An 11,357-nucleotide genomic window follows, 5' to 3' on the forward strand; every position below is an offset into this window, starting at 1 on the left:
CTAGGTTGGTCGGATTCGCTGAACGGTATAAAAGTTGGGGGCTAGCTTTGTTACTATAGTGTGAAAGTATTGAATTAAGTCAACGTCATGATTAAGTCCCGCCTCGCAACCGCCACCCATTTTTGCAAAAAACTCATGCGTCCTAGAAAAATCAGCATCCGCCACAACAAGCAGGCGTCTCGTGCTGAGTTGCTTTCTGCTAGCACGAGCCTCGCCCCGACGTCCCATCCTTTTGTCACTGCAGTACAGTTACCGTTCAATGCTACGTTGCTGCGCATTGGCGACTATTTGCTTGGCGAGCCAGATTGCCCTTCGCTGTACGGCCACCCAGAAATTCGTTACTAACCAGCATGAGAAGCGGGCGAATATTCATACTTAGATTACCAGATTCTAATACCTAGCTTGTAATACGACGAAAGGTCAAATTGAGGCGTGGTGCCACAGAGACGGCCGTTTTAGGTACTGCATGCAGCCAACGATCCTGAGTAGACCCACGCATCAGCAGCAAGCTCCCAGTGCCGAGCGCTAGCGTCAGGGCCTGATGGTGAGTGCGCTGCGGGTCGCGCGGCTTGAGCCGAAAGTTGCGAGTTGCTCCCAAACTTACTGAAGCAATAGTTGGCGTCGGACCTAGTTCCGGTTCGTTATCGGCATGCCAACCCATACTATCTTGCCCAGAGCGGTATAGATTAAGCAGAACACTATTGAAGCTGCATTCGGCTGCAGCTTCTACGCGCTGCCGGATTCCCTGCAAGGCAGGAGTCCAAGTCTGAGGAGCTAGCTTCAATCCGGAATACTGGTAGTTTGCGGTAGGGTCGCCGTGCCAAGCGGTAAGCCGTGGCTGCATTACTTCTTTCCCGAAGAGCTTGATTGGCTCTTGCCGCCAGCAGATGGTTTCCGTCAGCTCAACCAGTAACGCTTCAGCTTCTGCAGGCGCCAGGAAACTAGCGTCTAGCAGCACCTCCGCGTCGGGTAAGGGCAAAAGCGTGAGCGGCATTAAAGAAGTAATAAGGAAGTGTAATTATCCACCTGGGCGGCTACAAGGCACCCTAAACAGAGCCCTTGTAGCTACTATTCCTGTTTGCCTGCATGGGCTACGTAATAGCTATGGCAAAATAAACGTCCGGTTTACTGCCCCGATATGGCCGGCATCAGCTGCGTAATATGCTGGGCAACAAACGCCAGAAGACCAATTTTCACTACCGAGCATATCACAAAGGGAATCAACCAGTTGCGGGTTTGATAGGTATAGGTGCGTACATAACGCGGCCAAAACCAAAAGATGTAGGCAATAATAGCCGGCAAATCGAACAAGCTGAGCACCCACGTGCTCAAACCGTGGCGCTGAACCAGCCAACTTAGCAGCAACATGCCGCCGCCAAAGTACACGAGCACAAACAACCCTAAGCGCAGCATGGCCCCTGTGCGCCGCAGCTGGCGTAGGTTTAAGCCTAGCAGCACGCCGCCGGCCAGCATCGAGAAGAGCACTGAAAACCACGTAATGGTGACGGGCGAGTATAAGGTTGGCCCTTTTTCTTCTGGCTCAGCTTCGTCGGCGACGGTAGTATAAGTGCCAACGCGCTGCTCCTCGGCATCTAGCCGCACCTGCTGCTCACGTACCCCTACTTCCAATGCCGGGCGTAGTGCCGCGTCTTCGGGGTGGGGTTTACCCCGACGCGTTAATTCGTCTAGGGCGGCTATCACCGCATCATCGCGATACTCTGCTCGTGCGGTTACATACCGTTGCAACTCAGCATCAGTCTTGAGCGCCATTTTTGCCGCATATTCTTCGGCCATAAGAGTAGTTAGCGAACCAACAATTGAGTGAACACAATGGTGTTTACGTAAAACCCCGATAAAACTCCGATAATTCAGTGTGTAACTATTCGGCCTTTGTAGCCCATGCAGCTAGCACCTCCCCTGTTCGCTGCACGTCCTGGTAGGAGTTGTACAATGGTACCGGCGCCAATCGAATAACGTTAGGTTCACGCCAGTCGCCAATGATGCCCGCAGCAGCAAGGTGGTCAAACAGTTGGCGCCCGTTTTGGTGTACCAATAACGAGAGTTGGCAACCCCGCGCGGCTGGGTCTGAGGGCGTAATAATTTCCAGCTGCTCAGCCGGAAGCTGCAGCCGCCGAATCATAAATTCCAGATAGGCAGTGAGCTGCTCACTCTTGCGGCGCAGTGCACTCATACCACCGGCCTCGTCTACCAACGCCAAAGACGCGCGGTGAATAGCCATCGGGAAAATCTGCCCATTAGCGAGTTGCCAGCCTGCTGCTCCAGGCATCGGCTTGAAGCCCTTCTTCATCTGAAAACGCTCTTTGGCATCGTGCCCCCACCAGCCAGCTAGGCGTGGCAAATCGAACTGGTAGGCAAATCGCTCGTGCACGAAAGCTCCTGAAGTGCCGCCCGGACCAGAATTCAGGTATTTGTACGTGCACCAGCAGGCAAAATCCACATCCCAGTCGTGCAGGTGCAGCTCGACGTTGCCGGCCGCGTGGGCTAGGTCGAACCCGACGGTTGCACCTACGGCGTGTCCTGCGCGGGTAATAGCGGCCATGTCGAACACCTGCCCCGTATAATAGTTTATGCCGCCGAGCAGCACCGTCGCCAGCGATTCTCCTAGCTCCTGAATCTTGGTTTCGATATCTTCGGTGCGCAGCGTGTGCTCACCCGGGCGGGGCGCTAGCTCCACAATAGCATCCTCGGGAGCAAAGCCATGTAGCTTCACCTGCGACTCCAGCGCGTACTGGTCAGAGGGGAAAGCCCCGCCTTCCATCAGCACCTTGTAGCGCGTAGCCGTAGGGCGGTAGAAGGAAATAAGTAATAGGTGCAGATTCGTGGTCAGGTTATTCATCACCACCACTTCCAGCGGCTTGGCCCCGACTATCCGCGCTGCAGCCGGAGCTAGAACTTCATGGTAATGCATCCAAGGCGAAGTGCCATGAAAATGCCCTTCTACTGCTCGTTGCTCCCATGCCTGAAATTCTTGCTCGACGGCAGCCCGCGCCGTTTTGGGGAGCAAGCCAAGCGAGTTGCCGCACAAGTAGATACTCTCCTCCCCATTGGGGGCAGGTGGAATATGAAACTGGTTGCGAAAGTCGCGTAACGGATCTTGGGCGTCGAGAGAGGCAGCGAAGTCGAGGGTGGGCTGAAAAGTCATCAGCAGTAAAGATAGGCATCCGGACCGGTTGCCTTCCCTTTCCTTACCTGAACTCGAAAAAGTGTTGCTTGTACTTCTCCCGAGTCATATCACAGCAGTCCAAAATCCCCAGTGAGTATTGCCGGATCTGTACCAGATTTAGCAGCACCAGACACGATACCAGAACCAGCGCTGCCGCTTTAACCCGTATTATGCGCTGCCAGAAGCTAGCTAGGCCCAAGCTCAGCAGCGGGTATAAGCCTATAACTGGGCGGGCACCAAAGCCGCCGCCGTACCACCATTGCTCCCAACTGAAGATGATATAAACTCCTAACGGAATCAAGATGAGCGCCGGCAACCAGACGTCAGGAGCATCGCGCCGTAGAAAGAAGAGGCCCAAGAGTGCAAAAGCCATGAGCGGCGAATAAATCAGCCAACCTTTTTTGAAGCTAAACAGCCCTTCCACCAAATGCGGATGCAAGAAGTCAAAATGCTCGCCCGGATAGAAGTTAATCACCCACTTGTCCCCAACTGTTTTCCAGAAGAGTAGTTGGATGCTACTTACCGCCCCGAATAATAGCACGGCAACGACCACCTGACCTAGGTGCTTTTGCCAGTAGAGGAAGCGCTGGGGTACTGATTTCCACCCTGAGATGCCCCACAATACTGGTACTCCGGCCATGAGCAGTTCGGACGGACGCACGAGCCCAATCAGCCCTAGCGTTAGGCCAAGCCCTAAGATATATTTCCACCGACCACTTTGATACCACTGTCGGGTCAGACGCAGCAGCAAGGCATTGAGCATAAATAAGGTACCGTGTGCCATTGCCGTTTCGAACGTGGCATAGTAGAGCAAGTTGGTGCCGAGCCCTACTACCAGCATTGCTAGTGCTGCTGTCGAATCCGAAAAGTATTGCCGCAGCTCTAGGCCTAAAATCCAGAGGCCAATCAGTACGTACGCCAAGCAACCCAGAGCTACGAACTGCTGGTAGCTAACCGAAAAGCCGTCTGCTGATTCACCGGTAGCCAGCGCGTAAGCATGAGCTGCAGTAAAATAGGGGGCGTAGAACAGCGCCATCCCGATGGGGTACTTGAACACCTTGCGGCCGTTATCAAGTTCTACCAGCCCGTAAACAGGGCCTTCATCTTTGTGGTAGGAATACCGGACGTTCGTCACGTAAGATCCATCCCCAAGGTCGTGGTTGATGAACGCAGAAGGCAAATACATATAGTACCCGCCCATGTCCCAGACTAGCACCGAGTAATTTTTCCACCTAGATGCTTCGCAGATTATCGTCAAGCTTATTAGGGCTGTGCATAGCCAGACGTACCCAATATGTGTAGCAGGAAGTAGCCTTTGTAAAAATTGTAACGGTCGCATGAGTAATTTCGAGCATGGCTATAGCCAGGTTAGTTGAACCTGAAGTAGCATCTAGGTTCAGCACGACTGGCAAGCTATGCAACTAACGTAATGAGTAGGCTGAGATGAGTTTCTATCAGCTGTGTGCGTAGCGCGGACTAAGTCCCTGACTAAGATACTATCGGTGCTGGTGGCTCCATCACGGTGCCGCAGTTCTGGCAAGTGCGTTTCTCCTCCGATTGCCAGAAGCGGTTCATGATAGGCGGGAGTTGCTGCACGATGTCGGTAATTTCTGTATATTCCTCATGAAGCTTATGGCCACAATTCTCACAGAACCACAGGAAGCCATCTTTCTCACCTGGCTGGCGGTAGCGCTCCAGCACTAGGCCAACAGAGCCAGCTGGCCGACGCGGTGAATGCGGAACACCACCAGGCAGCAGAAACATCTCCCCGGCGCGAATCGGAATATCCACGGGCTGACCATCTTCGATGATCTTCACCACAATGTCGCCTTCTATCTGTAAAAACAGCTCCTCGCCTTCGTCATAATGATAGTCTTTGCGGGTGTTAGGTCCGCCAACTACCATCACGATGAAATCTTTGTTGTCTTTGAACACCTGCTGGTTACCAACAGGGGGCTTGAGCAGATGACGGTGTTCATCGATCCACTGCTGGAAGTTGAATGGACGGGTGATGGGCATATACCAGAGGGAAATAGCAAAATCAAAAGCAGCCGTAAGCTACTCCAAAATCAAATAAGTAGCTGATTTGGCTAGGTTATTCTCCTGAAATGCTCTACTCTTTTGGCTATTTATCTCGACTTGTGCTGAATTTTAGAAAGCTAGGTCAACCTGAAAACCCAAACATGGGACGGATCTATTTTACAATATCTTTTAGCTAAAACCTTAGCCTAGTTCCCCCTTCATACGTATGTTTGCTGCTATTTGCGGCAATCTTTATCTTAACTAGCTCCTTATAGCTGTGCAACCGTCGCTTTTTTCATCTACTGTCCTAGCTGGCCAGCACGCTTTGGTAGGAGGTAGCACACAGGGTATTGGCCGGGCGGTGGCTGAGACACTAGCACAAATGGGGGCGACTGTTACGCTCCTAGCCCGCAACAAAGAACGCCTACAACAGACTGCCACTGAGCTGCCCACTCCGGCAAATCAAGCGCACGATTATATCGCTGCCGACTTCACGGATGCCACCGTAGTAGCAGCCCAAGTACGAGATTATTTGGCAGCGCATCCGAAGGGCTTCGACATTCTGATAAACAACACAGGCGGTCCGGCTGGTGGGCCTATTCTGGCGGCGACAGCTGACGCGTTTCGAGCTGCTTTCGAGCAACACTTAGTATGCAATCAGGTATTGGCGCAACTGATAGTACCTAGCATGCAAGCTCGCCGGTATGGTCGCATTATCAATGTCATTAGCACTTCCGTTAAGCAACCGCTCCCTAACCTAGGAGTGTCCAACACCATTCGAGCGGCGGTGGGTAATTGGGCTAAAACCTTGGCCAACGAGATAGCCGCCGATGGTATCACTGTTAATAATGTGCTACCTGGCGCCACCGTTACCCAACGCCACACCTCCCTTATCGAACAAAGAGCCGCTCAAACAGGCAAATCGATAGCTGATATCGAAAGCAGCTTGCTCCAACTTATCCCCACTCACCGCTTCGGCCAGTCTGAAGAAATCGCGGCAGCCGTTGCGTTCTTAGCTTCGCCAGCAGCTAGCTATATCACAGGCATCAACGTGCCAGTAGATGGCGGCCGGACCGGAAATCTGTAATTTACGCTCCAATTAAATACCTAAACTACTTGCGTTTTGGTCAAATTTGACAAGCTTTCTATTGTTATTCCCGTCTACAACGAGGCTCGCACTATCCACCAGATCCTGGACGTGTTGCGCGAGTTGAAGCTGGTGAATAACATTCAAAAGGAGATTATCCTAGTCAACGACTGTTCTTCTGACAATTCCGTTGAGGTAATTACTGCTTACATAGCACGCTACCCCGAGATGGGCATGCGGCTACTACAACATGCCGTCAATCAGGGCAAAGGAGCTGCGCTACACACCGGTATTCGCGAGGCTACGGGCGACTATGTTATTATTCAAGATGCTGACTTAGAGTACGATCCGGAGGAGTACAACATTCTGATGAAACCCATCCTAAAGGGATTTGCAGATGTCGTGTTTGGCTCACGCTTTATGGGTGGTCAGCCCCACCGTATTCTGTTCTTCTGGCACAGCATCGGTAATGCTATTCTGACCTTCCTCTCCAACATGTTCAACGATCTGAACCTGACGGATATGGAGACTTGCTACAAACTCTTCCGGCGCGACATCATCCAAGGGTTGAAGCTAGAAGAGAAACGCTTCGGCTTCGAGCCAGAAGTAACCGCCAAAATCGCTCGCGTGCCTAATGCCCGCATCTACGAGGTAGGCATTAGCTACTACGGTCGCACCTATGCCGAAGGCAAGAAGATTGGCTGGCGCGACGGTTTCCGGGCGATCTACTGCATTCTGAAGTACGGTTTGTTTCAAAGCTAGGAGCTACCGGTGCCGGAGTACGGTTACGTTTAGGTTGTCGATCAGCACGGGTTGCGCTGAGCCGTTCTGAAACGCATACACGGAAACCTCGTCGTCAGGCTGCGCATCCTTCGACACTTTGCTGTCGAATCTAACTTCATCCCAAACTTTTGGCGTTCCGCCGTAAACGGTCGATACCTCTCCTACTTTGTTCATCAGCCGCACGCTTTTCCACTTGTAAGTTTGGCCGTTGCGCTTGAATTCAATGACGAGACTAGGCATCTGGTTGATGTCCCAGGCTTTATCGGGAAAGAAAGCTTGGGCGCTGGCCTCAATCCAGTCGCCGGGTTGCACTTGTAAGTCGCCTAGCTTTTGCCGGTAGGTAGGACTGTAAGGGTGCTGCCCATCGACCCGGAATACTGGTGCTACCAAGGCAAAGTCGTTGGTGACGCCTGCCGCGGCTTCTTGGCTGAAGTTGTTGAAATACACGACTTCCGGCACATAACGGGTTCGGTCGGGGTCAGCTTCGTTGGTGTCAAACTTAGCTAAGTCCGCTTTGGTGAGTTGGGTTTCACCCAGGATGGCAAAATAGTAGCGACGGGTCATGTGCTCAGGCATAAAGATGCCCTGTTGCCGCTGCCAAAGCTGGAAGCCATTCAGGGCTGTGAGCAGCACCAGTACGCTTGCGGTCAGCACGCGCACAGCGGCTCCGCGCCTAAATAAGGCTTGCAGGCAGAACCCTAGGGGTAGGCAAAGTAAAGGGTACGTTTGTACCATGGTGCGGGAGCCAAAGCTATCCATGTACCACCAGCACCACCAGCTGTACGCAATGTACACGTGCAACCCTAGGTACAAAGTAGCCAACCAAAACCAGTCGCGGCGCTGCCGCCACAGAATAAACAAGCCCACCAAGGCGAGCACCATTACGGGCGTGTAAGTCAGCCAGCCGTTATCAAAGCTCAACAGCCCGGAATATAGCTTTGGATGCAAGAAATCAAAGCTTTCGCCTGGATACGAGTCGTAGGTCCAGTGGCCGGAGGTATGATGCCAGTATAATAGCTGCGGCACCATAATAAGAAACGCGCCTATGCCGAAGAAGACAACTTGCAGGCGCTCTGCCCACAACAGTCGGATACGTGCTTGCAGATCAGCCCAGGAAGCTACACCTAACAGTAGCGGAACCAATACTATGATTATTTCGGTAGGACGAATCAGTACCGCTAGCCCGATGGTGCAAGCTAGCCCTAGGCTGTATGCCAGGCGGGGCCGCTGCAACCAATAGTGCGTCAGCAGCAGCGTAGCCGTATGCAGCACAAACAGGAAGTTATGCGAGTATAGACTCTTAAAAACCGCATAACACAAGTAGTTTGTCGTGCAGTAGACAACCACGAGCAGCAGAGCGGTCAATGCATCACTGAAGTACAGCAGGAGCAGCCGCCGCAACAATACCAGTCCCAATAAGGCGTACACCAGTCCTGCTAGGTAAGCGCCGAGTTGGTAAGGCAGCGAGTAGCCGTCAGGTGGGTAAGAGGAGAAGTACTTGGTGTAGAGGTGTGCGGCCGCGAAAAATGGAGCGTAGAGAATAGACAGCCCCATGGTATACTTGATAACGTAGCGGTCGGGGTCGGTGCGGGCCCTCGACACCTCGTAGTTACCAAGGGGGTGCGCCGGGTTGCCCCGGTTAGTGAGGTCATACTGATTGATAATAGGCGTCACGAAGCTCAGCCCCGATACGTCATGGTAAATGAACATAGCGGGCAGGTAGAGGTAGTACCCGAACACATCATACTTAGTAACCTTGAGGTCAGCCCAATTATCTACGGCAACGAACATACGCAGCAGCACGGCCACCACGAGCCCCATGCTCAGCAGCGACAGGGGCGCTCGTAGCCGAACGGTTGGGGTTGGCAGCGAAGTAGGCAAAGAATAAGACCCTAGCATTCTGGCAAAAACAATAATCGTTAGCAGTTAAAAAGGATGGGCGCCTATTGACTGGGCACAACTACCCTGGCTATTGTTCATTCAAGATCATCATATCATCCACGTATGTCGGCTGTATGCTGTTGCCGCGCCACAAATACACCTTCAGCACGTCGTTGTAGGCGGCCTCCGCGGGCATGCTCACAGTCTTTTCCACTTGCACCCACATGTTGTAGTGTTTCACCTCTTTCGCTAGCTCTATGCCTTCCCATAACAACTGCTTGTTGGTGCCCGCCTGTTTTAGCTCCGTTACTATGAACGGAGCGGCTTTGCTGTTGGCGATATTCACCCAGGCCTGAATCTTGAGCTTCTTGGGCATATGGTCGGCTACTTTGCCCAGCGGCTTGCTGTAGCCTGCGCTGAACTCAACGGCTGGGTCTACTTTCGCGGAGTACTTACCGGAGTGCGCTTGCTCAGTGGTCAGAGAAGCTAGGTATTCGTTACTACCCATCCAGCCATCTAGCTCTTCAAAATCATTGTGGGATAGAAGGTTAGCTGGCAATTCTGTTTTTTTCTCGGCGCAGGCTGCCACTCCCACGGCAAGCAGGAGACAGAGCAGTTTTCTCATGGTATGATGCTTAGTTATTCTTTCGGACCTTCAAAATAAGCTAAATGCTTTCACTAAAAGATGTTAACTACTCCTAGTGCATCTGAAATACTGACAGAACCCTTCTCCCTTGCACCTGCAAGCGGGCTACTTCATTAGGATAATCGTAGGGATAGGGATGCCAGCGGTAGTTAGATATGAAGTAATCAGCTTTTTCTGGCTCCGCGACAAACTTGAGCCGCTCCCCGTTATAAGAATCTAGGAGCCAGCGATTCAGCTCAAAACTTCCCCCTTCAGGAGCAGCTACTAGAATCTCTCTACGATCATCGTGTTGGGTGATCCACTCCAAGCCCCACCGGTAGCTCAGTAACCAGTAGTCCAGGTCGAATTTTTGTTCGACGTTGCGCCCCGCAAAAGCATTAAAGTAGACTTGCTGTTGTGGGTGCATCCAAACTATTTGCACCGCTGAAACGACCAACGACAGGACCAGAAAGCTCCGCATCAGCGTTGGCCAGCGGTTGCTCAGCCCCCAGAAGCTTGGCCGCCAACGCACCAGAGCTATCAACCCGCGCATTGCTACCAGCAGAAAGCTAGGGTAGATAAAATACAGCTGACGCCACCCATCGTACAGTATTGAGTGCAGCAGAATAACCGCAGCTACAGGTGCCACAGTTAAGCCTAAGAATAGCAAATCCTGCCACTCTTCCTCGGAAGCGTAGAGCTTCCACATGCGGCTTACTAGCTTTTGCATGATACAAATAGCACCAGCTACAGCAGCTATTACGTACAGGATGGGCGTAGTAATGCTAATCCAAACGGGAGCGTAGTGCCAGGGGATTTCCGTTGCTGGCATGGTAGTTCCCATGTACAGCACTTGGCCGGTCCAACGAAACTTCGCCATCTTCTGGAACGCCTCCAAAAAATTCTCAACGGGTGCATCCCACAGGTAAGGCCAAAAGCTAATAACCAGCGTGGGTAGCAGTAGCAAGTACAAACTGATGCCCGCTGTGACACGTGCGGTGCCGTGTGCCTGATACTCGCCCCGTAGGAGCCGTAGCGCAAGTATGGTGAAAGTAGCCATGGGCAGCAGCACCCCCATGATACGCACATCGATGGTTACGGCGCAGGCCACTGCGTGCCACAGAGCTCGCCCAGCCGTAGGCCGACTGATAAATCGTACGGCGGTGTTAGTAGCAATGGCAAAGAGCGCCATGAATACGGCATCCTTGTCATTGTAAAAGAACTCCGCGAACAAACGAGGGCTCAGCACTAGTAGTAAGGCTCCAAGCAGACCTAGGCGCCAGCTGCTAAAACGACGCGCGGCTAGCTGATAGACAGCACCTACCCCGCCCAAGCACACCAAAAAGGTACACAGATGCCTAAACCAAAAGATAGAGCGCTGACTCTCTAAATTGAGTAGCCGCTCCAAGAAAGAAACGGGCATTTCGAAGGCCACGCCGTAATCCCGGTCATAGTAGTCGCGTAGGTCGAACTGCTGGTAATAGGCGAAGGCCTTCTCGTTGCGCTGCACAAACTCGGGCCAAAACAAGTCGCATACGTGCTTCAACGATACCATTCCGTTGTGCCGACTCTGGTTTTCGTCAAACGACATTCCGTAGTCACGAACTAGCCATATTCCTACTAGTAATAGCAAGATAAAAAAGGCTCCTACAGCCGGACGCCGCCAACGATCAGTAGAAAGTGTATTGTCAATCATAATAGCTTTACTGTCCTGCAAAGTAACTAGTGCGCGCCATTTTGCGCGCAGAGCTAGGTTGGCTTCTCCCAAGAATGTT

Annotated in this window: 11 protein-coding genes; 3 read left to right on the forward strand and 8 right to left on the reverse strand. The window is 52.4% G+C overall.

Going from position 1 to position 11,357, the window contains the following annotated elements; genetic code table 11:
- The first annotated feature begins 135 nt into the window (after nt 1-135).
- Complete coding sequence (locus tag SD425_RS24825) at nt 136-345, forward strand: hypothetical protein (protein WP_324673395.1); 210 nt, start codon at nt 136-138, stop codon at nt 343-345.
- A gap of 52 nt (nt 346-397) precedes the next feature.
- On the opposite strand, the gene SD425_RS24830 is transcribed toward SD425_RS24825, so the two are convergent.
- The 5 genes from SD425_RS24830 to SD425_RS24850 form a co-directional block, all read right to left on the reverse strand.
- The gene (locus SD425_RS24830) at nt 398-994 is read right to left on the reverse strand and encodes an alpha-ketoglutarate-dependent dioxygenase AlkB family protein (protein ID WP_324673396.1); all 597 of its coding nucleotides are present in this window, start codon (nt 992-994) and stop codon (nt 398-400) included.
- Nucleotides 995-1,125: 131 nt separating this feature from the next.
- Nucleotides 1,126-1,794 carry a hypothetical protein gene (locus tag SD425_RS24835; RefSeq protein ID WP_324673397.1) on the reverse strand — a complete coding sequence of 223 codons (669 nt, stop codon included), beginning with the start codon at nt 1,792-1,794 and terminating at the stop codon, nt 1,126-1,128.
- An 85-nt stretch (nt 1,795-1,879) separates the two neighbouring features.
- A complete protein-coding gene (gene kynU / locus SD425_RS24840; RefSeq protein WP_324673398.1) occupies nt 1,880-3,163 on the reverse strand; it encodes a kynureninase in 1,284 nt (427 codons plus the stop codon).
- A 43-nt stretch (nt 3,164-3,206) separates the two neighbouring features.
- A complete protein-coding gene (locus SD425_RS24845) occupies nt 3,207-4,370 on the reverse strand; it encodes a hypothetical protein (protein WP_324673399.1) in 1,164 nt (387 codons plus the stop codon).
- 302 nt (nt 4,371-4,672) lie between these two features.
- On the reverse strand, nt 4,673-5,203 hold the full coding sequence (locus SD425_RS24850; RefSeq protein ID WP_324673400.1) for a 3-hydroxyanthranilate 3,4-dioxygenase: 531 nt from the start codon (nt 5,201-5,203) through the stop codon (nt 4,673-4,675).
- 280 nt (nt 5,204-5,483) lie between these two features.
- On the opposite strand from SD425_RS24850, the gene SD425_RS24855 reads away from it, so the two are divergent.
- Together SD425_RS24855 and SD425_RS24860 are read left to right on the forward strand one after the other, a co-directional pair.
- Nucleotides 5,484-6,293: an SDR family oxidoreductase gene (locus SD425_RS24855; protein WP_324673401.1), complete on the forward strand. Its 810-nt coding sequence runs from the start codon at nt 5,484-5,486 to the stop codon at nt 6,291-6,293.
- Nucleotides 6,294-6,329: 36 nt separating this feature from the next.
- Entirely contained in the window at nt 6,330-7,055 is a 726-nt protein-coding gene (locus SD425_RS24860; protein WP_324673402.1) for a glycosyltransferase family 2 protein, read from the forward strand.
- Nucleotides 7,056-7,058: 3 nt separating this feature from the next.
- Here SD425_RS24860 and SD425_RS24865 read toward each other — a convergent pair whose 3' ends face one another.
- The 3 genes from SD425_RS24865 to SD425_RS24875 form a co-directional block, all read right to left on the reverse strand.
- Nucleotides 7,059-8,957: a hypothetical protein gene (locus SD425_RS24865; RefSeq protein ID WP_324673403.1), complete on the reverse strand. Its 1,899-nt coding sequence runs from the start codon at nt 8,955-8,957 to the stop codon at nt 7,059-7,061.
- Nucleotides 8,958-9,045: 88 nt separating this feature from the next.
- Nucleotides 9,046-9,582: a carbohydrate binding domain-containing protein gene (locus SD425_RS24870; RefSeq protein WP_324673404.1), complete on the reverse strand. Its 537-nt coding sequence runs from the start codon at nt 9,580-9,582 to the stop codon at nt 9,046-9,048.
- A gap of 73 nt (nt 9,583-9,655) precedes the next feature.
- Nucleotides 9,656-11,278, reverse strand: a complete 1,623-nt coding sequence (locus tag SD425_RS24875; protein WP_324673405.1) for a hypothetical protein — start codon at nt 11,276-11,278, stop codon at nt 9,656-9,658.
- Nucleotides 11,279-11,357: the final 79 nt, after the last annotated feature.

Source organism: Hymenobacter sp. GOD-10R (assembly GCF_035609205.1).
Lineage (GTDB): Bacteria > Bacteroidota > Bacteroidia > Cytophagales > Hymenobacteraceae > Hymenobacter.

Excerpts from the sequence above, each read along its gene's own strand:
- SD425_RS24825 (WP_324673395.1), top strand. The coding sequence starts at position 136 with ATGCGTCCTAGAAAAATCAGCATCCGCCACAACAAGCAGGCGTCTCGT.
- SD425_RS24830 (WP_324673396.1), bottom strand. The coding sequence starts at position 994 with ATGCCGCTCACGCTTTTGCCCTTACCCGACGCGGAGGTGCTGCTAGAC.
- SD425_RS24835 (WP_324673397.1), bottom strand. The coding sequence starts at position 1,794 with ATGGCCGAAGAATATGCGGCAAAAATGGCGCTCAAGACTGATGCTGAG.
- kynU (WP_324673398.1), bottom strand. The coding sequence starts at position 3,163 with ATGACTTTTCAGCCCACCCTCGACTTCGCTGCCTCTCTCGACGCCCAA.
- SD425_RS24845 (WP_324673399.1), bottom strand. The coding sequence starts at position 4,370 with ATGTATTTGCCTTCTGCGTTCATCAACCACGACCTTGGGGATGGATCT.
- SD425_RS24850 (WP_324673400.1), bottom strand. The coding sequence starts at position 5,203 with ATGCCCATCACCCGTCCATTCAACTTCCAGCAGTGGATCGATGAACAC.
- SD425_RS24870 (WP_324673404.1), bottom strand. The coding sequence starts at position 9,582 with ATGAGAAAACTGCTCTGTCTCCTGCTTGCCGTGGGAGTGGCAGCCTGC.
- SD425_RS24875 (WP_324673405.1), bottom strand. The coding sequence starts at position 11,278 with ATGATTGACAATACACTTTCTACTGATCGTTGGCGGCGTCCGGCTGTA.